This window comes from Enterobacter cloacae complex sp. P13B, assembly GCF_014895915.1.
GTDB lineage: Bacteria > Pseudomonadota > Gammaproteobacteria > Enterobacterales > Enterobacteriaceae > Enterobacter > Enterobacter bugandensis.
On the sequence record NZ_JADBQN010000016.1, the window covers coordinates 127,859 to 148,995 of the forward strand.

The following is a 21,137-nucleotide window of genomic DNA, read 5'->3' on the forward strand; positions in this document are numbered from 1 at the left end:
CTTTTTGTTACTGCGCTTCCTCGTCCTGCTGCGCGCTGGTTTTCAATTCGATGATGCGTCCAATCTGGTCATGATAAACCGTCAGCAGGTTGTGCTGGCTCATCTCCGAGATGAGCTGCGGTGAGACGTTAAAGCTGCGGGCAAGTTCGTCATGATGCAACAAGCCCGGCTGACGTCGTCTTACGTTCGCGCGGCGGCGGTTGTACTGATACCACAAAATCAGCAGCCAGCCGTTGAGCGCGGCGAACAGCAAATAGATCAACACCGTATTAAAGGAGGCAATAATCACGCTCCACCGGTGGTCGCTCTCCTCGGTTAACTGCATCCACAGCCTGGCATACAGGAAGAACAGAAACCCGCCCCACGCCACCACGGTTAACGCGGCATCAAAAAGTCGTGGCAGCAACCGATGTTCAGTCAAAATTAAGGTATTTTCGTTCATTGAAGGCTTCCTTTTCCCCTGTCCGGACTGATCCAGCGCGCGCGGGCGCGCTGACGTTTAAGCATGACTTTTGGAAATGCGACGAGGGTGGTGAACAGACCAATCATCCAGTAGACCATCGGGAACCAAATCACCCAGAAAAGCGAGCTGGCCACCTTGCGCTCATAGCGCCGCTCGATGTACAAGCTGACCAGGAACTGCAGCAGGCACATCACGCCCAGCAGCAGCCCGGTAAACGCCGGGGGAAACAGGGTTTCAACGGTCAGCCTGGCGGGAATGGGCGCGACGTGGCTGATGATGTACAGCAGCACCGTTATCGCATACGCGAAGGCCCACAGCGTTGACAGCGCGTACTCCAGAAACAGGGGCCACATGCGGTGATGCTCCCAGCGCACCATCTTGCGTAGGTTCACCAGAAATACCTCCGCGCCGCCCTGTGCCCAGCGCAGACGCTGCTTCCACAGGCCCTTCAGCGTCTCCGGCATCAGGATCCAGCACAGCGCCCGCGGCTCGAAAAAGATATCCCAGTGGCGCAGCTGGAGCTTCCAGCTGATGTCGATGTCTTCGGTGATCATGTCCGGGCTCCAGTACCCGACGTCCGCCAGCGCCTGTCGGCGAAAGGCGGCGATGACGCCGGAGACGGTAAAGACCCGGCCATAGATCCGCTGCGTCCGCTTGATGAGCCCAATGATGGACGAAAACTCGCCAACCTGAATGCGGCCAATCAGCGTGGAGCGCGTGCGAATGCGCGGGTTCCCGGTAACCGCCCCGACGTGGGGATACTGAATCAGCGGCGCGACCAGATAGGCCGCGGTGTCGCGGTCGAGCAGGGCGTCGCCGTCAATGCAGACCAGCAGATCGCCCCGGGCCGCCGCCGCCCCGGCTTTGAGCGCCACGGCTTTTCCCTGGTTCTCCGCGAGGTTAATCACCCGCAGGCGCGGCTGCTCCAGCGCCAGCTGCTGCAGCACCTGCGCGGTGTTATCAGACGAGCCGTCGTTGATGGCGATCACTTCAATATTCTCGTATCGCTGAGCCAGCGCGGCGCTGATGGTCTCTCTGGCGTTTCTTTCCTCATTGAAGCAGGGGATCAGAATTGAGATGAGCGGCTCGCCGGCGAGCGTCGGGGCGGGCGTGTCTTTATCCCACGACCATCGGCGTTCAAGCTGAAACCAGAAATAGAGGCCGCCGGTGACCCAGAGCACGGACATAAACAGCGGCCAGAAGAAGACAAAATCCAGAATCAGCTCGCCGGTAAAGAGGGCGGCCACCCCTAACGGCAGCCCGAATACCAGACACAAAATTGAAAAGGCGATTATGCGATCAGTCATTGTCAGGGTACCAGTAGGAAGAAAAGACGGGCCTGATGCGCGAGATATCAGGCTGGTTATTGATGAAATCGTCAGGGTAGTAGCCGTAGTTTTTGATGCCGTTCAGCTGGAGGGCGCGCATCCACGCCGCAAGCTGACTGTCGGAGACGGCGCGCTGAGGCTTCTGCTCCCAGTCTCTGGCCTGCAGCTCGAAAATGGTTTTATCCAGCGCGCCGGGCCGCGCGGCGACGGCCTTGATCAAACGCGTCAGCCAGGCATTGCTCTCGTTCGCCGGAACGGACTCCATCAGCGGCATTGCCATGGGCACCGTCCAGTCATAGGCCGCCAGAAAATCATCGAGATTCTGCGCAAACCACGCTTCGCTTTCGGGCTGCAGAATGGGAAGGACGAACATATTGCGCGCGGTTTTTATCTGCGGGCCGCGGATGTGCTTCACCGCCTGGCTCAGAGCGCGGGTAAATCCGATAAGCCTCCGGCTTTTCTGGCGCGTCGTGTCCTGCCCGGCAGCGTCAACGTCCGTCAGTACCGCATCGTCATGGAACAGGATCCCGTTGAAGCTGGCATGGCGGGCCAGATCTTCATAGATTTCCGTCACCTGCAGGCGAACCTGCGGGTCCCACGGTGAAAGCCTGATGTAGGGCTCATTGGCCTCGCGCAGCTGGCCGGTTCGATCGTCCCGGCGCTGCACGCGCGGCAGGGCAGGATCGAGATCGAACGAGAGCACCGGCATCCACGCGTAGACCTTCACCCCCGCGCGGGTTTGCAGCTGCCAGGATACGAAGTTAAAGAGATCGGCCCGGACCGGAAGCCGGCGGTTGGGGAAATAGAGCGCCCTGATCCTGCCGTCGCCCTGCGGGTCGGCAAACGCCTGCAGGAAGACGTGGCTGATTTTCATGTCGTAGACCCGCTGGATCAGCCTGTTGATGTTTTGGGTCTGCTGAGCCGGATCGGGATCGTAAACGTAGTCGAGATCGACGTGCATCACGCGCACGGGATCGTGCTCCTGAACCCGGCTGACCGAACTGGCAAACGCTTTGAGCGAGGGGTTGCCGGCGATCAGCAAACGGGGAATGCTACCGAGATTGCGCACGTCACCCAGCCCGTCCTCCAGGGTAAAGGCCAGCCGGTAGCCCTGCTGCCTGGCGATGGCGAGCGACGTACCGCTGGCGGCACCGTAAGGCCAAACCCAGGCGCGCGGCGCTTTGCCCGTCACCTGCGCGATTTTCTCCGTCACCTTGCGGACGTCATCGCCGATCCGCTGGCTGAACTGCTGGTCAGTTTCATAGCGCCCCGTCGCTTTATCATAAAAGCGGTTGGCGATGGCCGGTTCCCGGCTGCCCTGCGGGTTGGCGACGATGCCGTAATGCGAGGCCCAGGTATGCGATCCGATCTCAACCAGCGGAGACCGGCTGAGCTCGCGCACCATGTCCCAGGTCGCGAAGCGATCCCGGGGCGTCATCAGGCCGCCAAAGTTCACCTTCTGGTTTGCTGGCGTATCCACCCAGCTGCCCACCGGCGCCCAGAGCGCAGGCACGTTCCAGGCCTTAAGCAGCGGCCAGACGCGGGTGTAGAAGCTGCTGTAGCCGTCGTCAAAGCTGAGCAGAACGGCTTTCGGCGGCAGCGATTTTTTGCCGTCATGCGCGTCCAGAATGTCCTGCACGCTGATGGCGTGATAGCCGTTGTGCAGAAGCCAGCTAATCTGCTCGTTTAGCGCGCTGGTGCGCACGGAGAGGTAGCGCTGATCGGCGGCATCGTCTTCGACGTCGTGGTAGGCCAGCACCAGAAACTGGTTCTGCGGCCAGGGTTTGCTCGCCTCCGGCTGCGGCCGCTCGCTGGGCGCAACGAACGTGATCGCCTGCGCCCAGACGCTCGCGCTGAGGCAGAGCCAGCCGATGAGGATCAGGCTCACGGAAAAACGTGTGTTCAGCATATTCATCCTTAGAAGCGTAAAGTCGCGTCAAGCGTGACGGAGAGGTTGCTCTCGCGTTTGCCGTCGTAAGGGCGTTTATCCCAGTTCAGCATCACGCCGGTATCAATGACGTTATTCCACTGGACGCGTTGCCCGTAGCCCAGCAGGGCGATGGCGCCAACGGACTGGTTTTTCTGCCAGTAGCTGCCGCCTCCCGCCACCAACTGCTGGCTCCAGAGGGTGTCGTAATGGCGGTACATCTCATGGTCCACGGACAGGGCGGCCGTCACGGACAGATCCCGCGCCGGGTTGTAATAGAGCGTGTCCCGCAGGCTGTTTTTACTGGCGGCGATCCCCGGTTCAAGATCCAGCGTCAGGGTCGGGGTCTGCCAGAGACGCTCCTTACCCGTAAGGGTGTATTCCTGTCGGCGATTATGGTCTGATAAGCGGCTGACGGCGGCGCTGAACTGGTACTCACGGCGCTCGTTTTGATACCAGCGGATCCCGCCTTCACCCCGGTTGGCGCTAATCCCGTTGCGTAATGCCCGTAGCGGCGCGGTGCGGGATAAGCGTTCAAGGCTGCCGCTGACCTGCCAGTTATCATTGAAAAAGTACGTGGCTGAGAGGCGAGCACCTGGCTTGTTTTCACCGTGATAGCGGTTGCTGGATACCTCGGCTTCGAGCTGAAGGTCGCGAGGACGCCACTCGACGCCGCCCAGGAGGTGACGGCTGGTGCCTTTGCCTTCATCGAAATTACCTTGCGCATAGCGGGTACCCGCAAACAGCCGCCAGCTATCCGCTACCGGTGGACCATAGAGCGTGGCATCCCCGTTCAGGTCGTGCGTCCCGCTGATGGGGTTATCGGAGTGCAAGCCCTTGCTCGCGTTAAGGCGCAGCTCGGACATGTGATGCACCGTTCTGAGCCTGTCCAGACGCCTGGCGCTGCGAGCAACGGGTGCGCGGGCAAGCACGTCGTCGGCCAGTAAATCCATCTGGCGCCACTCCTGCAAATCCATGGCGACGTAAGCCTGCTGCTGTTCCAGCTCCAGATTAGATGGCTCCAGCGCCTCCGCCCTTTTTAACGTTTGCTCGGCCGCGCGCGGCTGGCCCCGCGCCTGAAGCAGGGTGGCATAGTCAATCTGCAGCCCCTGATTGCCCGGCGCCATTGTGGCCAGACGGTGCGCCAGCTTATCCGCATCCGGCAGGGCGTTGGTTGAGAGCAAATAGTTAAATTTGAGCGACTGCCCGGTAAGCCACCGATCGTTGGGCTGCGGAGTGGGCGAGCCGAAATCGTAGCGGATCCACGGAACGCTGCGGGTCTGGCGCTCTACGTACTGGCGAGCGGCCTGATACTGCCCCGTGTCCAGCCAGGCGTAGAAAAGCGCATGCTCCTCGTCCTGCGGATCGGCGGCGTATTGCGGATAGCGTTGCAGCAGCGAGAAGGCGGCAGTGGCGTTTTTCTCCTGCAGATACGCGGAGATCGCCCAGCCGATGGCCCAGCCCGGCACCGAATGCTGCGCCTCCGTCAGCGCCTGATATTCACGGATGACCTGCGGGTAATCGCCATGCGCGTACAGCGCACCCAGCCTGTCGATACGGGCGAGGATGATGTCTTCCGCTGCCTGCGGTTCGTGTTGCCAGCGTGAGAGCAGGGCGTCGTAACGATTCAGTGCCGTTTGCGCCAGCTGCAGGCGCTCCTTTTCCGTTCTGCCAGGCACGTCGGCAAGGCGAACCCATTCTGCGGCGGCATTAAGCTCCAGACGGCGGCGCTGCGCGGGGGTCAGCGTTACCCTTTGTGACAGCATCAGCGCGGGAGTACTCACCCGGTTATCCGTTAGCGCGTCAATCAACTCGCTAAGGAGCGCGTTATTCTCCGGCGCGAGGGTCAGCGCGCGCGTGTCCGCTAAAAGCCGATCCCAGCTTTTTCCCTGGCGTAACCAGACGTACGAGAGCGTCTGAAGATGCGCCGGAGAGGGATCCTCCATCACCAGCTGGCGGGCTTCCTGAAGAGCGAGCGTATCCATGCGGGCATCGGCCAGAGTTTTGATATAGCCGATACGATAATCGTCATTATGTGGCGCAAGGCTAAGCGCCTCTTTCCACAGTGATAAGGCAGGCTGCCACGCTTTTTGATCTCTTCTGGCCTGCGCGACAGCCGCAACGCCGCGAGCGGGCAGCGGCATATAAATGCCATAGCGCTGCCAGAGCTGAATCACCTCGTCATTACGACCTGCCCACGCAGCCACCTGTAACCAGTCCGCCACTTGCTCGGGCGTCAGAGCATGCTGTTGCTGATACCGCTGAAGATAATTGAGAAACGGCGTGTAATTACCGTTACGTGCCTGTTGAATCTGTTGCTCATAAACGGATTCCGTTGCCTGAACGAGAACAGGAAACAGAAATAGCAGAAACAATAATCCTGGGGCGCGATAAAAGAATAACGTATTGAAGCGAAGCGATCTTTCCATATCTATTTGCCATTTGTTTATCATGAATCCATTGCATAACACGGCCGCCTTTTAACTCTGCGTTAAAGGCCATAAATGAGAACATTAAATCTGAATGCAGTAACGTTATGGGGTACTTACTTTAAGGTAATTATGGAACCTCCTCTTTGGGAACTGGGTGGAAGGTAATGTACACCTGATATGTTGCCGGATAAATATGGGGAAAAGCAGAGGGGTAGTTTTGGGATAATTCTGGAATGAGATGTCTTTTGTGATTATTTTGAATTGGGTGTGTATTTGTAACTATTTGATATTTATGTGTTTTATTTATGTCTTTTTGAGTTAGTTTATATTCCTGGCGAGGTTTTATTGTAGCAATTAAAGTACTTTCTGGTGCATGTTTGGGAAGTTTCATGACAAAAAGTCTTAATGTTCAGTGAAGTGACTTTTCTGCGATTGTTTTTTATTTATAATTAACGCCAGCCATTGAATGAAAGTCTACAGGAAGTCTTACTCATCAATGTCTGTATTGAGGGATGTTCAACGCCAGAATACATATTGTCGTTAATATTACAGCGCTATAAAACGAAGGCGGCCTTCTTTCTGAAGGTGCGTTCTTGCTTTAATCTAAAAGGGATGGTTAGTGGCAACTTCAATAGTGTTAGTGACCCAGGATCGCTATCTTGTCAGGGGGATGAGGCTATTTTTCCCGGATATTATCCTGCTCGACTCGATTGACAGAAACATATTTGATAACGGTGCAGATGAATATTCTGTGTTGATTGATAGCCGTTCTCCGCTCCGTTTATATGATTACCTGATACGCCATCCGGCCAGAACAAAAAAAACGATCTGCTGCGTTATGCTGGATATGCGACATCGCGAGGAGAATCTACTCAGTATGAAGTTGTTTATGAACACGTCGCTTACGGCGCCGGATATGGCATCGTTATTTAACCTGGTGCTCAATATGAAGGGCAGGCGTCTGACCACTAAATGGCTGCTTAACTTACGGCTTGGCACGCACGAAGCGATCATGCTGCGGTTGTTGAGGGCAGGGATGTCGATGGAAGCGATTGCCGATGAACTGAACACGTCGGTGAAGAGCCTCTATCGCAAACGGACAGCGCTGTCGGAACGCCTGGGGGCGGAGAACTTCAACGAGGCGTGTTTGTTTATCTTTAAAAACAAACTGCTGGATGCGGTTGGGAACGATCCCTGAATTCCTGAGAGCCTAAAAGCAAAAACCCGCCACAAGGGCGGGTTCTTTTACTGGAAATAATTCAGAACGACCAGCGCAGATTAGCGTTAACCGAGTTGACGCGGGTATCCGCACCATATTGCCCCTGATAACCCACATCCAGCGTCGCAGCACGCGACAGCTGTACGCTCACGCCGATATCACCCACCATCACGTCCTCATCCACGGCCTGCCCCTGAGTAATGAACGCGTCGCTGCCCGCAAACGCCATGCGCGAAGAGGTATTCTTATCGCCATAGGCGTGCTGCCAGCCCAACGAACCGTAGAGGTTCACGTTCTTCGGCAGCTCGGTCACACCGCGCACCCCGAGGGTGGAGTAGAAGGTGTTCATCGTTTCGTTACTTACGCTCAGCGCGGCGGCACCGCCGTCTTCCCTGAAGCTGTCGGTATGCAGTCGAATGTACGATAAATTTACGAACGGCTCGATATTCATATCAGGCTGGCCGAAGCGGTAACCCGCTTCGGTGAACGCCAGCAGCGAGTTGGCGTCGTAATCCGACTTCAGCCGATCCGAGAAGCCGCTGAAATCAACGCTGCGCTCGCCTTCGATCTTGTGCCAGGTGTAACCCAGCGCGCCGCGAAGGGAGAACGCATCCTGTTGACCCGCCGCATACAGGCCAAGGTGGTAGTTATCGGTATCCGTTGAGGAACGACGGCTGTCGACGTCGTAATCACCGCGGCTGTAGCCGAAGTAGCCGCCGACACGCACGTTATGATCCGCCAGCTTGCGATCTGCCCCCAGCAGGAAGCCGGTGGTGTTGCCGTCCAGCTTGCCCACGTTACCGTCGCCGTCGTTTCGGCTCCAGGAGCTGAAGGTCTGGCCCCAGACGCCATTGTTTTGCGGCTCCGGCTGCTGCACCAGCGACATCGCTAACGGTGGTATCGGCAGGCTGTCGTTATCAAACGCGCGCTGCATACGCTGGTTTAAGACGTTAAACACCTGCGTGCTGCCGGCGATCAGGTTGGACTGCATTGACGGATAAACTTCACCGGACAGCTGGTTGAACGCCTCGCGCGCTTCCGGCGCGCTGAGTACCAGCAGCGAGTTATACAGCGCCAGCGACGGGCCGCTTTGCGTCAGGGTGGAGAGCGCGCCAGCGGTATTCCACTGGTTGCTGCTTTTGGCGACGGTCTGGAAAATCCCCGGCTTGCCGCTGCCCGGATTCTCACCGCCAGGGTTTTCTCCCCCCGGGTTCTCACCGCCAGGGTTTCCTCCTCCTGGGTTTCCTCCTCCTGGATTTTCACCTCCCGGGTTTTCGCCTCCCGGATTCTCGCCGCCGGTCTCTTTCTGCGCGATAGTCAGATCGACGGCGTTGGTGCTCTGGTTGAGCGCCACGTCCAGGAAGGCGGATTTAGACACCGCCCCCGCGAACTGACCGTCAATTCCCCCGTCGGAGGTTAAAATGCGGTAGCTTTGGCCCGTTTTGTAGCTGGTTTGCGGATCCAGCGCAGTGACCTGTACCTGAGCCCGGTCACTGATGGTCGTTTTGCCTGCGACCAGCAGCTGGTCGCTGCGGCCATTACCGGCGATATCGACATCATAGAAAGAGTCACCCACAAAATTCAGATAACGTTTCAGCGTCAGCGTGCCGATATCGCCATCCCCGGGCGAGATATGCCCGCCGGAAAGGATCTCGGTCTGGCCCAGCGTGCCGTTCCCTCCCAGCGTTCCGCCGGCCTTGATTGACGCGGCGCTGCTGTAGCCCAGCCCGTCGCTAACGTCGGATCCCGCCGTCGCGTTGAGGATCAGCGTCCCGCCGTTCTCGGCGCTAAGGGTCTGAATATCAAAAATATCGTCTTCTGGCTGGGTGTTGATGTTGCTGGCGATAATGACTTTGCCACCGCGCGCGGTCACGTTCGCCTGAAGGGCTGAAAGATCGCCATTCAGCGTTGTCTGCCCGGAAGTATTGATCACCTCACCTTCGCCGCTCATCTTGTTGCTGAAGACGTAATTTTCGTCGGTATGGTTGAAGTAGACATAGCTGCCGAACAGCCCGCCGCGCAGGCTGATTGCCGTATTCGCATCGAGAGTACCCGCGCCGCCCGCTGTGCCAAGCGTTGGCTCAGTTAAACCCGTTCCGGTGTCCATATTGCCGCGGCTGCCGACAATGAGCGCACCCCGGTTCGAGCCGGAACCCGAGGTCCCCACGATCAGCGTATTGCTGCCAGCGGAAAATGAACCGCCGTCAATCACCGACAGCACGCCATTGCCATAATCGCCCACGCTCACGCTGCTGCCGCTGGTAAAGCGCGAGTCTTTGCCCGCAATAACCAGCTCGGCGGTTTTACCTGCCCCGGAGACGCCCGCCACCTGCACGCCGCCAACGTTAACCGCACCGCCGTTCAGCACGTCCAGGTCGCCATAAAGCGTCAACGTACGGCCAACGTTCCACTGTGAGCCGCTCCCCGTGACGGTGGCTTTCGGGCTTAGCGTGTCGGTTTCACCCGGCCCGGTACCGTTGCCGATGCGCGCATCGTAGGCGGTGCTGAGCGCCGCGCCGTCTTCAATCGCCAGCGTGGAGCGTGCCCCCAGATCGGTACCTACGCTGAGAAAATTACTGGTCACGCGAGAGCCGGCGCCAGTGGCGATAAGGTGGCTGTCGTAGCCGCGGGTGGTGCCGACAACAATTTCTTTTGCGCTGGCCAGCGCGCCTTCTTCGACTCGCAGGGTGCCGAGGCCAAGATTCAAATCGCCGCGCAGGACGTACTGATCGTTCACTGCGTTAAGCTCAGCGTTTGGCCCACGGACCGTGACCACGCTTTCATAAATTTGGCCGTCGAACAGCCGACCGATGTTGATGTTATAGGCGGTGATTTTGCCATTATCGATCAGCAGGTTTCCGGGTTGATTACGTCCAACGTAAACATCTCCGGTGTAACCCAGCGTTTCGGTTATACGTGCCTCGCCATCAAAAATGGCATCGGCTGCACGCGCGAAATCGGCAGGTGAAAGTAGTAACAGCGGCGCGGAAAATAGAGCGAGGTAAAGTCTGGAAAGCGGCGTCTTAACCGCTAAAGCATGCGATGTAGAGTTATTCACGGGCTATCTCCGTACTCATTAGCGTGATGTCTGGAAAATCGTTTTTATGAAAACTCAGATACGTCAGAAAATATAAAAGGCGTTATTTATGTACGCCTTTTCATTTGCCGTTAATTATTTATGCGTGACAACAGGGGTACAGGTTGGTGCGCTGAGCGTCGGGGCGGATCCTAAAATCCCCGGCATCATCATTGATGAGCAATCGAAAATACGCCCTTTTTCCGTCGTAGCGCGATAAGACAGTTTTTGCCCTCCCAGTGCGTCCGGCTGGGCGCCATTAACATTGGTCACGGTTATTTCATCCGATGAGCCCAACCCCAGCATTTTAGCGGTCTCCGCCTGCAGGAGTGGAATAGCCTGATCGGTTTTTAGCGTGGAACAACCGGCGAGCATCAACGTAACGCTTAAAAAGATGAGTGGTTTTTTCATAAATTATCCTTGATATCCAATCAGTTAATTTCACTGATTGTATTTATGTTTTCAATTACCCAAATCAGCGAATAATATATTTCCCTTTCCTAATCGAAAAAACCCTCCTAAAGTAGGGTGGGTAGATAATAATTCATCTGTACACTCAGATATGCGAAGGTAAAAGGAGGATCCTTTGGGGCAGAATTATGCGTTGGTCGTTGATGACCATCCATTGGTAGCAAGCGGCATCGCTAATTTTCTGATTTCACATTGCCAGTTTAAGCAGGCGAGCGTGGTGACGAATGAGGAAGATTGCTACCGTCAAATTAGGGATAATGGCCCGCCGCGTTTGCTGGTAATCGATTTTTGGCTTTCGTCCGGCACGGCACTGAAATTACTCAAAGAAGTAAAACAACATTACCCACAGGTACGGTTCCTGGTGGTCAGCGGGGACGACAATAATGACATCTGGCAGAAAGTTCACGCCGCCGGGGGACACGGTTTTGTATTGAAAAGCGAACCGCCTGAAATGTTCTCACGGGCCGTTTGTGCACTCCTTGATAATCTGACCTGGTTTCCTGAGAGAAACAATTTTCCCGTTGAATCGAATAATGAGAAGTTAAGTAAATTTAACTTAACGCCGCGACAAGTAGACGTTTTAAATATGATTATGCGCGGCCTGCCAAATAAACGAATCGCCGCGCAGCTTTCAATTTCTGAGCCCACGGTCAAAGAACACATCAGCAATATATTGAAAAAGATAGGCGTTAACAGCCGGGTCGAAGCCATCACGCTTCTGCATGGCAAGCGGGAATCATCAGAATGAGATTTTTCCAGAGCTTACAGAAGGATGGTATCTCATCTCCCGCGCAGATCCGTTTGCTAAACAACACTTTTTTGCGGCTGGTGTTCAGCTTTAGCGCGGTGCCATTTGTCGGTATTCCTTTTGCCATTTGGATCTATTTGCTGGGCGATGAACTTGGCCCAACCATTATCTGGATAATTATTTACCTGCTATGTGCCGTGGCAATCCGCATATTGCACCGACGCTACCAGCGCGAAGTGAAAGAGCATGATGAAGAGGACGTCCTGCGCAGCTGGCTTCCGCGCATAAATAAGATCGCTTTTATTCACGGGCTGGGGATTTCATCTCTCTATTTAATTACTCCGCAGACGCAGAACTTTGACTTTTTCCTGCTCCTTAATATCAGTATTGCCGCCATCGTCGCCGCCAATGCGACGCATCTGACGCCGGTCATCAGCACTTTTACGTGCTTTTTCTTCGCCTCCTGGGGAGTATTGAATATCGGCATCATCTGGCGGCTGGACGAGCTGATATTCATTGTGCTGATGCTGAACCTGCTGTACGGCTTCGCCATTTACCGCCATGCGTTAACGTCGCACGCGTACTTTATTCAGCAAGCGCTGCTTGAGGAAAAAAGCTCACGCCTGGCAGAACAGTTTCGCCAGGCCAAAGAGGAAGCGGAGCAGGCGCTGCTGGATAAAAATCAGTTCCTGACGACAGCCAGCCACGACCTGCGTCAGCCGGTACACGCCATGGGTTTTTTGATTGAAGCGATTATCCACCGAAATCGGGACGACAGCCTGACGCCTCAGCTGCTTGACCTGCAGCAGAGCGTTCGCTCGGTGCATTTGATGTTCAATTCTCTGCTCGACCTCAGCAAGATTGAATCCGGAAAAGTGCTCACTGCCCCTACCAAAGTGGACATCGGCGCTCTGCTCGACTCGGTGATCACGCTGTTTCGCGAAGAGGCCAACAGCCGTGCACTTAGGCTGTCCACCCGTCGACCCAAACGCCGCATCCACGTGATGGGCGACCCGCTGCTGGTGCGACAATCGCTGATTAACCTGATTCAAAACGCCCTTCGCTACACGCAGCAGGGCGGCGTGCTGGTTGCCATCCGACCGCGCGGTGACGAGTGCCTGGTGGAAGTGTGGGACACGGGTGTCGGTATCGCTGATGACGAGAAAGGTAAAATCTTCTCCCCTTATTACCGCCCCGAACTGGCCTGGAAGATCGACAGCGCCGGACACGGGCTGGGCCTCGCCGTGGTTGCCCGCTGTGCCAGGCTGATGAAGGTGAAGTACGGGATGCAATCCATAGAAGGTAAAGGCTCACGCTTCTGGATGCGCTTCACTCAATATGCTGGCGAAGAGATCGCGACGGACATCCCGCCCGCCGATAACAACGCCTCTGCGCCGGTACGCTATGCGCCGCTGCGCGGTTCTTGCCTGGTCGTCGATGACGACCCGCTGGTGACGTCAGCCTGGGAGAGCCTGATGAGCGTTTGGGGAATCAACGTGCGCTGCGCGGCCTCCGCTGAAGAAGCGTTCGCCATCATCGACGATGGCTTCACCCCGTTCGCCGTGCTGTGCGACCAGCGCCTGCGATCCGGCGAAAGCGGCTTCGACATCCTGAAAGCGCTTTTTGAACGTCTGCCGGACATGAGCGGCGCGATGGTCAGTGGCGAATTTAATTCGCCTGTTCTGCTGGAGGCGGAGCAGGAAGGGTATCTGGTGCTGCGCAAACCTCTGGAGCCGGCTAAACTGCATGCGCTGCTGACGCAGTGGTCAGGATGTCGTGGATAGGGGAATAGATAATAGCAGCATTGCGCTTCACTGTAGGGCCAGATAGTACGCGGTGTCCTGCTGTGATGCCAATGTGTCGGTATGGTTGAGCAGCTGATGGAGGATTTCGCGGGCCTGATTAATGATTTCATCGTGCATGATGCCTCCTGTGGTGATCTGCATGTTGCTTCTACCGGGCAGGGCGGGAGATGTTGGAAACGGCCCCGAAGGAGTCATTAGAGTTGCTACCAGCGAAGTTCCGCAGTGGGCAATAATGTCAGTTTTCGAGCGTATACTCTAAGATACCTTCAACTCGTTGATATATATAAATTTGATGAATATCGCCAGGTAGCGATTTATCCGCCAAATTAAGTTAAACTTCGTCACAGGTTTCAGTGAGTTATGGGACGGATAACAGAATGACCAGCGAAGAGGCACTTTTAAAATCAGGTTTTAGCAAACGAGATATTCAAAAGCTAAAAAACAATATTGAAAATTACGGTGGTTCGTTTGATAGCGTAACTCATGATCTGGCCAATCGTTTTAAGGCTATGAAGTGGATAACTATTATTGCCTTCATCATACTGGCTTTAACTCTTTTACTTGCATCCAAGGATACAAGCCTGACACTTGCACTCACGTTATTGATTGTACTACCTTTCATCTGGTATATAACGCCAGCAAAACTTGGCTACAAATCCTGGCGTTATCGTAAAATGCTGACTAATTCTGGGACGGGTCGCTGACGGACAACAGATCAAAAATAATCTTAGCTTTCACGCCATAACCCGCTATTTTCATTGTAAGCTGCGGGCGGCTCAGTGTGCTCACCTTTCGGTAATAGTCAGCAGGGAGATAACGAAACAATCGCCAGGTACCAGGTCGCCGTAACAAGCCAAAAATGGTGTACGCATTAGCGGCCAGTGAAATTGATTTGTAGACACCTAACCCATTCTCACGACTAAAGCCCATAAACTCAGCTGTAGACATCGCGGCATTCGCGACCAGCCCTTCACTGGTAGTGTTGTTAGTTGCGTAGCGAGCCACTTCTTTACTGATGCTGTTTGCCCCGTCAGTAACCAGAATCGCACCAGCAAGAACCCCGAGAGGGGTCATAGTGCCTATGAGGGTAAATCCTGCGGCTATTTCAGCACCGGCCAGGACAACACTAACAGCCGAGATCACATACCCAACAATTTTGTTATTCTCTCGGATAAACTCGACTTTAGCGTAAAGCTTCGCTGCCTTCGTTCTTAATAAACGCGCTTGTTCCAGCAGGTTACTGTTTTCTTCTCTGAGAGTTTTAACGCATTCCATGCATTCTTCATCTGATTTAGCCCGACGAGCTAACGTAAATTGTTCTTCTATGAGGTCCCGAATTTCCTGAACAAACTTCATTCGAGTCAAACTATCGCTGAGATGAAAAGCCGACAGAGTGTTGGCTGTATTTACCAGTTTCCTGGCTTCCATATTCACCATCGTTTCCGCCCAGGCTTTATTTCTTCCACCTGAGCGCATCATGTTAAGTAATGCTGCATCCATTGTAGTTCCTCTCAATTGCTTTACCGGCCTCTGCTTAGACTGATAAACGCCCCCCTGACAGCCATGCGTGCCAACGCACACACAATATAGTAGCAATGTGGTTACGGTGTCTGAAGTAGAAGTCGCTTTTTACAGCTTCGTTCCTCGGCCTACTTTACTGCGGTTAGCCTGGGCCTGTTCCAGCAGTGTACGGAACGCCGACAGGTCACTTTTCAGGATGTCCCGGATGGATTTACCACCAATCAATCTAATAAAACAGTTAGCCGATGGGGTGTAATCACGGATACGTGATGCCGCTCTGTCGGGCTCTGTCCAATTGATATGTGCATTTGTAATGCTCAAATAGATTGGTGAAGGTCAGGTTTTTCTGCTTCTGTGTGGAGGTAAAGGCGGTAAACACGCCAGTTGTACCACCGGGAAGCGGGGTCGGAGGAAAGATAAGGGTGGTAACTACTGTTCAAACAACGAGTTGCTGACTCAGAAAGCAAAAACCCCCGCCGAAGCGAGGGTTATAAATAAGTGGTGCCCGGACTCGGAATCGAACCAAGGACACGGGGATTTTCAATCCCCTGCTCTACCGACTGAGCTATCCGGGCAACGGGGCGCATTAAACCCGATCTGCCCGTTGCCGTCAACGAAAAATGTTGTTTTCGTTACAGACTGCGCAATCTCTCGCCATTTCGCCGCAATCTTAAGCGAAAAAGTGTGTCCAGAGCGCAGAGAGCGGCATGGCGAGCAGTAATGCGGGCAGCATATTCACCACGGCAAACATTTTGATCCCGCAAATACGCAGGCCCGTCGCCAGCAGCAGCAGGCCGCCGACGGCGGTGAAGTCCGCCATCATCGCTGGCGTGGTCAGCGGGAGAATCAAGGTGGCGCAGGTGGCAAGCGCGAGTTGAATCAGCAGCATCGGCACGCAAATCGCCGCAACGGCAACGCCGAGCGTGGTGGCGAAAATGGTGGCGGTGAAGAAATCGAGAAACGCTTTTGCAATCAATATGCTTGGGTCGCCCGTCATTCCTTCCTGCATCGAGCCGAAAATCCCGGTGCCGCTTGCGCAAAACAGAATAATGATGGCGACGTAGTTCTGAATAAACGACTCGTGCGTGCCGTGTTTCGCCTTGCCCGGTCGGGCAATCAGGTTTTTGGCTTTGCCCACCGCGCTATTGATGCCTTTTTCCAGATAGCAAAATTCGCCAATCAGTGCGCCGAGCAGTGTAGCCAGCACCATGACGGGCAGGTTGGCGCATTTGATCACTAAAAGGATGCCGATGCCTAAGGATGCCAGGCCGAATATAGAGGGCATGGATGAACGGATACGCTCCGGCAGCCGCTGACTCAACACTGCGCCCAGTACGCCGCCCAGCAATACGGCTCCGGCGTTAATAAATGGCCCGATAACCACGGTTAACTCCTGTTATTTACTCATTGATATTGCATTATTATGGCACGTCAGGGCTGCGCGAGCCTTAGCTTTGGGTGGTTTCGTGCATACTGATTCCTTCTTGCGCGTGAAAATAAAAAGTGACATGATTGCGCGAATTTTCTCCTCCCTGTCTCACCGCTCGGTGAGGGTATTTGCGCTTATGAAAACCATGAAAATTGCCGTCAGCCATGAGCTGGTATCCAAAGTTTCTACGCACCGTGAAAAGGTGACGCTGGATAACACCGATTTCACCGATGTGGCGGCAGTCGTCATTAGCGTTGTTGAAAGCTACAGCGGCATTCTCGCGTTGCTGAAGCGTACGGGCTTTCAGCTACCGGTGTTTATGTTCTCGCAAGAGCCTGGAGAGGTGCCTGATGGCGTCACGGCGATTATCTCGGGTAAAGCTCAGGAGTTCCTGGAACTGGAGAGCGCCGCCTGCCGTTACGAAGAGGAATTGCTGCCGCCTTTTTTCGATACCCTGAGCCAGTATGTAGAGATGGGCAACAGCACCTTCGCCTGTCCGGGCCACCAGCACGGGGCTTTTTTCAAAAAACACCCGGCAGGGCGACAGTTCTATGATTTCTTCGGTGAGAACGTATTTCGCGCCGACATGTGCAACGCCGACGTTAAGCTGGGCGATCTGCTGATCCACGAAGGCTCCGCCAAGCACGCGCAAAAGTTCGCGGCGAAAGTATTCAACGCGGACAAAACCTACTTTGTGCTGAACGGCACGTCGGCGGCCAACAAGGTGGTGACCAACGCGCTGCTGACCCGCGGCGACCTGGTGCTGTTCGACCGCAACAACCATAAATCTAACCACCACGGCGCACTGATCCAGGCGGGCGCTACGCCGGTGTATCTTGAGGCGGCGCGCAATCCGTTTGGCTTTATCGGCGGGATCGACGAGCACTGCTTTGATGACACGTATCTGCGGGATCTGATCCGCGAGGCGGCGCCGGAAAAGGCCGACGAGGCCCGCCCGTTCCGCCTGGCGATCATTCAGCTTGGCACCTATGACGGGACGATCTACAACGCCCGCCAGGTGATCGACAAGATCGGCCATCTTTGTGACTACATCCTTTTTGACTCCGCGTGGGTGGGCTACGAGCAGTTTATTCCGATGATGGCGGAAACGTCCCCGCTCTTGCTGGAGCTTAACGAGAACGATCCGGGTATTTTCGTGACCCAGTCGGTGCACAAGCAGCAGGCCGGGTTCTCGCAAACGTCGCAGATCCATAAAAAGGATAACCACATCCGCGGTCAGGCGCGCTTCTGTCCGCACAAGCGGCTGAACAACGCGTTTATGCTGCACGCCTCCACCAGCCCGTTTTATCCGCTGTTTGCGGCGCTGGACGTGAACGCCAAAATTCACGAGGGCGAGAGCGGGCGCAGGCTGTGGGCGGAGTGCGTCGAGCTGGGCATTGAGGCGCGCAAGGCCATCATCGCCAACTGCCATATGATCAAACCGTTTATTCCGCCTGTGGTGGCGGGGCGGCCATGGCAGGATCACCCCACGCAGGTCATCGCGAGCGAGCGTCGCTTCTTTAGCTTCGAGCCGGGGGCCAAATGGCACGGGTTTGAGGGCTATGCGAGCGAGCAGTATTTCGTCGACCCGTGCAAGCTGCTGCTGACCACGCCGGGCATTGATGCAGAAACAGGTCACTATACCGATTTCGGCATTCCGGCGACCATTCTCGCCCACTACCTGCGCGAAAACGGCATCGTGCCGGAGAAGTGCGACCTCAACTCGATCCTGTTCCTGCTGACGCCTGCCGAAAGCAGCGAGAAGCTGGCGCAGCTGGTGGCGATGCTGGGGCAGTTTGAGCAGCATATTGAAGACGACACGCCGCTCTCCGACGTGCTGCCGACCATCTACCAAAAATACCCGGTGCGTTACCGCGACTACACGATCCGTCAACTGTGCCAGGAGATGCACGATCTCTACGTCAGCTTTAACGTGAAGGATCTACAGAAGGCGATGTTCCGCCGGGAGAGCCTGCCCGCCGTAGTGATGAACCCGCAGGATGCCAACCAGGAGTACATTCGTGGGAACGTGGAGCTGGTGCGTATTCGTGACGCTGAAGGGCGCATTGCCGCCGAAGGCGCGCTGCCGTACCCGCCAGGCGTGCTGTGCGTGGTGCCGGGAGAAGTCTGGGGCGGGGCGGTACAGCGTTACTTCCTGGCGCTGGAAGAGGGCATTAATATGCTGCCGGGCTTCTCGCCGGAGTTGCAGGGCGTTTACAGCGAGAAGGATGCGGACGGGATTAAGCGGCTGTATGGGTACGTATTGAATGTCTGAACGTAGGCCCGGTGGCGCAAGCTTACCGGGCCTATAATACTTCGTCAGGCTTCTGCACGGCGGTACATCCTCCTCGGATGCCCAATTTTCCCGTACAGCATCTCCACCGTCAGAAAACCCACCTCCACGCAGTGTTCCAGATAGCGTCGGGTGGTGGTTTTACTCAGCCCCGTCTCGCTCACCACCTCATCCACCGTAAAGCAGTGCGCCGCCTTACTGTTAAACAGCGTTTGCACCCGCGCCAGCGTGTTCTCCTCTATTCCCTTGCTGCCGTTGTCCAGACGATAGTTTTTCGCCTGTAACTGATAGAGTGAATCCACGTTCTGCTGGTCGACAATCTTCCAGACCCGCTGCTGTTCTGCAAACTGCACAAAACGCTCCAGCGACTGGCTGAGCCGCTTCCAGGAGACCGGCTTAAGGATATAGTCAAACGCGCCGTTTCGAATGGCCTGGCTACAGGTGTCCATATCGCTGGCGGCGGTGATGAAAATCACCGAGCAGTTGGCGCGGGCCAGCATCGGGTTGCTGATAAGGGTGATGCCTTTGCCGTCCGGCAGGTAGTTATCCAGCAGCATCAGCTTCGGCTGTTTGCTCTCCAGCTGTCGCTGCGCGTCGGCCAACGACGCGGCAATCCCCACCAGCCTCAGGCGCGGATGTTTACCGATAAGCTCCGCGTGCAGCTGTGCCAGTTCGTTCTCGTCTTCAACAATCAGTACGTCGATAAGTTCATGTTGCATAGTCGGTATCTTCCAGTTGCCGGACGGTTCCCGAGGCCGGGATAAACAGTGAGAAAATGGTCCCGTGCGGCATGTTATCGGCAACTTCTATTGTGCCGCCAGCCTGCGTGACGTAGCTTTCGATCAGATACAGGCCAATCCCGTGATCGCCCCGCGTTTTGGTGGTGATGCCGCGTTCAAATATCCGGTCACGGATCGCCGGGGTAATGCCAACGCCCTGGTCGGCCACTTCAATAATCAGCTCCTGCTCGCTGAGCTTTATCAGCACTTCCACTGGCGCATGCGGGAGCGGCGATCGCTGCGTCGCTTCGATGGCGTTATCCAGCAGGTTGCCAATAATCGAAATCAGCTCTTGCTCTCCCAGCGGCAGGAACGGTTTGTCCAGCCGACAGGCCGGGTCGAAACTCAGCTCGACGCCTTTCTCACGCGCGCGGGCGGCTTTTCCCAGCAGCAGCCCGCAAAGTGTCGGGGAACTAAAGCGGGAGGAGATAAAGTCCAGCAGCTCCTGAGCATGCTCCGACTGCGCCTGAATGTAGCGAATGGCCTCTTCATAGCGGCCCATATGCAGCAGGCCGGAGAGGGTGGTCATCCGGTTCAGCTGCTCATGACGCATAATGCGCAGGTTATCGACGTAGCGTTTTACCTGGCTGAGCTGGCTGCTGAGAGAGTCGATCTCGTTGCGATCGCGGAAGGTGATCACCCAGCCCTGCAGCGACCCCTCAAGCATGATGTGTACCCGGCTGGCAATCACCGTGAGATCGTTAAAGCGGCAAATCTCGTCATGGGTATCTTTCGCCAGCATCGTCTGCGTGTCGAAGAACGGGACCGGATCGATCACCTGGCTTATCAGCTGCCCGCGCAGTTCCCGGGCCGGCTGGCTCAGGCCCAGCAGCTTGCGCGCCGCCTGGTTGATCACCTCTATGCGCCGTTCGTTATCAATGGCAATCACGCCTTCGTAGATGGACTCCATCATCGCCTTTTGCTGGCGCACCAGCAGGCCGATCTCTCGTGGCTCCAGGGAGAAGATCTGCTTCTTAATACTACGGGTAAAGAACCAGGAGAAGACAAAGAGGGCGATCAGCAGCAGCACGGCGGCAATCAGGATATTGACCACTTTACTGACGGTAATGGTGTCCAGGTAGCTGGTGAGATAGCCAACTGAAACAATGCCGACCACCTGCCCGGCGTCGTTGAAAATGGGCGCTTTACTGCGCAGTGAAATGCCCAACCCGCCTTTACGTATGGTTGTCGTGCTTTTCCCCTGCAATACGGCTTCATTGTCGCCGCCGACCAGCGTCGTGCCCACCCTGTCGGCAAAGACGGAGTGAAAAAGATGCCGTCCCGTATTATCGCCAATGACAATAAAGCTGGCGTCGCTGTGCGCGGCCATTTTCTGCATGAAATCATGAATGGCATTGATATCTTTTTGTTCAACTTCAGTACGCAATGACGGAATAAGCGCAATCTCTTCCGCCTGTATTTTAGCGCGCGCACTCATTTCCTGATAAAGCTGTTTTCCGACATCGGCATAATAATATCCGCCCAGCAGCACAAAAAGCACTGAGAAAAAGGCAACGAGCGAAATAAAAAGCTTAATCTGGAAAGAGACTTTCATAACTATCACGCAAAGTAGCGGCAAAGATCGTCAATATATCATCTTTTTTCATGCGGATGTCCGCTTTGCGGGAAACTTGTGATCCCTTGCA

At 55.5% G+C, this 21,137-nt stretch carries 16 protein-coding genes and 1 tRNA gene; 5 read left to right on the top strand and 12 right to left on the bottom strand.

The features are described from left to right. Window positions 1-7: 7 nt before the first annotated feature. From pgaD to IM273_RS09060, 5 genes are all read right to left on the bottom strand, one after another. Window positions 8-442: a poly-beta-1,6-N-acetyl-D-glucosamine biosynthesis protein PgaD gene (gene pgaD, locus IM273_RS09040; RefSeq protein ID WP_045260787.1), complete on the bottom strand. Its 435-nt coding sequence runs from the start codon at window positions 440-442 to the stop codon at window positions 8-10. Continuing rightward, the gene (pgaC, locus tag IM273_RS09045) at window positions 439-1,770 is read right to left on the bottom strand and encodes a poly-beta-1,6-N-acetyl-D-glucosamine synthase (RefSeq protein ID WP_028014399.1); all 1,332 of its coding nucleotides are present in this window, start codon (window positions 1,768-1,770) and stop codon (window positions 439-441) included. The genes pgaD and pgaC overlap by 4 nt, the downstream gene beginning before the upstream one ends. After that, entirely contained in the window at window positions 1,763-3,700 is a 1,938-nt protein-coding gene (pgaB, locus tag IM273_RS09050; protein ID WP_193050800.1) for a poly-beta-1,6-N-acetyl-D-glucosamine N-deacetylase PgaB, read from the bottom strand. Before pgaB ends, pgaC begins: the two co-directional genes overlap by 8 nt. Window positions 3,701-3,708: 8 nt before the next feature. Next, window positions 3,709-6,147: a poly-beta-1,6 N-acetyl-D-glucosamine export porin PgaA gene (gene pgaA / locus IM273_RS09055; protein ID WP_193050798.1), complete on the bottom strand. Its 2,439-nt coding sequence runs from the start codon at window positions 6,145-6,147 to the stop codon at window positions 3,709-3,711. 130 nt (window positions 6,148-6,277) lie between these two features. After that, window positions 6,278-6,541 (bottom strand): hypothetical protein, encoded by a 264-nt coding sequence (locus tag IM273_RS09060; RefSeq protein WP_193050796.1) that lies wholly within the window; start codon window positions 6,539-6,541, stop codon window positions 6,278-6,280. A gap of 279 nt (window positions 6,542-6,820) precedes the next feature. Between IM273_RS09060 and IM273_RS09065 the strand changes: the two genes are divergently transcribed. Further along, window positions 6,821-7,348, top strand: coding sequence for a helix-turn-helix domain-containing protein (locus IM273_RS09065; RefSeq protein WP_045260784.1), 528 nt, complete (start codon window positions 6,821-6,823; stop codon window positions 7,346-7,348). Between the two features lie 61 nt (window positions 7,349-7,409). On the opposite strand, the gene IM273_RS09070 is transcribed toward IM273_RS09065, so the two are convergent. Together IM273_RS09070 and IM273_RS09075 are read right to left on the bottom strand one after the other, a co-directional pair. After that, the gene (locus tag IM273_RS09070) at window positions 7,410-10,427 is read right to left on the bottom strand and encodes an autotransporter domain-containing protein (RefSeq protein WP_193050794.1); all 3,018 of its coding nucleotides are present in this window, start codon (window positions 10,425-10,427) and stop codon (window positions 7,410-7,412) included. Window positions 10,428-10,541: 114 nt separating this feature from the next. Then, on the bottom strand, window positions 10,542-10,856 hold the full coding sequence (locus tag IM273_RS09075) for a lipoprotein (RefSeq protein ID WP_028014394.1): 315 nt from the start codon (window positions 10,854-10,856) through the stop codon (window positions 10,542-10,544). 175 nt (window positions 10,857-11,031) lie between these two features. On the opposite strand from IM273_RS09075, the gene IM273_RS09080 reads away from it, so the two are divergent. The 3 genes from IM273_RS09080 (at window position 11,032) to IM273_RS09090 (ending at window position 14,173) form a co-directional block, all read left to right on the top strand. Beyond that, window positions 11,032-11,664, top strand: a complete 633-nt coding sequence (locus tag IM273_RS09080) for a response regulator transcription factor (protein WP_126326448.1) — start codon at window positions 11,032-11,034, stop codon at window positions 11,662-11,664. Beyond that, window positions 11,661-13,448, top strand: a complete 1,788-nt coding sequence (locus IM273_RS09085) for a hybrid sensor histidine kinase/response regulator (protein ID WP_126326447.1) — start codon at window positions 11,661-11,663, stop codon at window positions 13,446-13,448. The genes IM273_RS09080 and IM273_RS09085 overlap by 4 nt, the downstream gene beginning before the upstream one ends. A 398-nt stretch (window positions 13,449-13,846) precedes the next feature. Further along, on the top strand, window positions 13,847-14,173 hold the full coding sequence (locus IM273_RS09090; RefSeq protein WP_045630641.1) for a hypothetical protein: 327 nt from the start codon (window positions 13,847-13,849) through the stop codon (window positions 14,171-14,173). On the opposite strand, the gene IM273_RS09095 is transcribed toward IM273_RS09090, so the two are convergent. From IM273_RS09095 to IM273_RS09105, 3 genes are all read right to left on the bottom strand, one after another. Beyond that, window positions 14,151-14,969 (bottom strand): DUF4225 domain-containing protein, encoded by an 819-nt coding sequence (locus IM273_RS09095; RefSeq protein ID WP_155026355.1) that lies wholly within the window; start codon window positions 14,967-14,969, stop codon window positions 14,151-14,153. The two genes, IM273_RS09090 and IM273_RS09095, sit on opposite strands and share 23 nt — an antisense overlap. 520 nt (window positions 14,970-15,489) lie before the next feature. After that, window positions 15,490-15,565, bottom strand: a tRNA-Phe gene (locus IM273_RS09100). A gap of 95 nt (window positions 15,566-15,660) precedes the next feature. Continuing rightward, window positions 15,661-16,374 (bottom strand): DUF554 domain-containing protein, encoded by a 714-nt coding sequence (locus IM273_RS09105; protein WP_028014391.1) that lies wholly within the window; start codon window positions 16,372-16,374, stop codon window positions 15,661-15,663. Between the two features lie 181 nt (window positions 16,375-16,555). On the opposite strand from IM273_RS09105, the gene IM273_RS09110 reads away from it, so the two are divergent. Further along, the gene (locus IM273_RS09110; protein WP_193050792.1) at window positions 16,556-18,694 is read left to right on the top strand and encodes an ornithine decarboxylase; all 2,139 of its coding nucleotides are present in this window, start codon (window positions 16,556-16,558) and stop codon (window positions 18,692-18,694) included. Window positions 18,695-18,738: 44 nt separating this feature from the next. On the opposite strand, the gene IM273_RS09115 is transcribed toward IM273_RS09110, so the two are convergent. After that, the gene (locus IM273_RS09115) at window positions 18,739-19,431 is read right to left on the bottom strand and encodes a response regulator (RefSeq protein ID WP_047367414.1); all 693 of its coding nucleotides are present in this window, start codon (window positions 19,429-19,431) and stop codon (window positions 18,739-18,741) included. Next, the gene (locus IM273_RS09120; RefSeq protein ID WP_041908310.1) at window positions 19,421-21,046 is read right to left on the bottom strand and encodes a sensor histidine kinase; all 1,626 of its coding nucleotides are present in this window, start codon (window positions 21,044-21,046) and stop codon (window positions 19,421-19,423) included. The genes IM273_RS09115 and IM273_RS09120 overlap by 11 nt, the downstream gene beginning before the upstream one ends. Window positions 21,047-21,137: the final 91 nt, after the last annotated feature.

Coding starts and splice junctions, on each gene's coding strand:
- IM273_RS09115 (WP_047367414.1), bottom strand. CDS start 19,431: ATGCAACATGAACTTATCGACGTACTGATTGTTGAAGACGAGAACGAA.
- IM273_RS09090 (WP_045630641.1), top strand. CDS start 13,847: ATGACCAGCGAAGAGGCACTTTTAAAATCAGGTTTTAGCAAACGAGAT.
- pgaB (WP_193050800.1), bottom strand. CDS start 3,700: ATGCTGAACACACGTTTTTCCGTGAGCCTGATCCTCATCGGCTGGCTC.
- IM273_RS09085 (WP_126326447.1), top strand. CDS start 11,661: ATGAGATTTTTCCAGAGCTTACAGAAGGATGGTATCTCATCTCCCGCG.
- IM273_RS09060 (WP_193050796.1), bottom strand. CDS start 6,541: ATGAAACTTCCCAAACATGCACCAGAAAGTACTTTAATTGCTACAATA.
- IM273_RS09120 (WP_041908310.1), bottom strand. CDS start 21,046: ATGAAAGTCTCTTTCCAGATTAAGCTTTTTATTTCGCTCGTTGCCTTT.
- pgaA (WP_193050798.1), bottom strand. CDS start 6,147: ATGGAAAGATCGCTTCGCTTCAATACGTTATTCTTTTATCGCGCCCCA.
- IM273_RS09065 (WP_045260784.1), top strand. CDS start 6,821: ATGAGGCTATTTTTCCCGGATATTATCCTGCTCGACTCGATTGACAGA.
- IM273_RS09095 (WP_155026355.1), bottom strand. CDS start 14,969: ATGGATGCAGCATTACTTAACATGATGCGCTCAGGTGGAAGAAATAAA.
- pgaD (WP_045260787.1), bottom strand. CDS start 442: ATGAACGAAAATACCTTAATTTTGACTGAACATCGGTTGCTGCCACGA.
- pgaC (WP_028014399.1), bottom strand. CDS start 1,770: ATGACTGATCGCATAATCGCCTTTTCAATTTTGTGTCTGGTATTCGGG.
- IM273_RS09075 (WP_028014394.1), bottom strand. CDS start 10,856: ATGAAAAAACCACTCATCTTTTTAAGCGTTACGTTGATGCTCGCCGGT.
- IM273_RS09110 (WP_193050792.1), top strand. CDS start 16,556: ATGAAAACCATGAAAATTGCCGTCAGCCATGAGCTGGTATCCAAAGTT.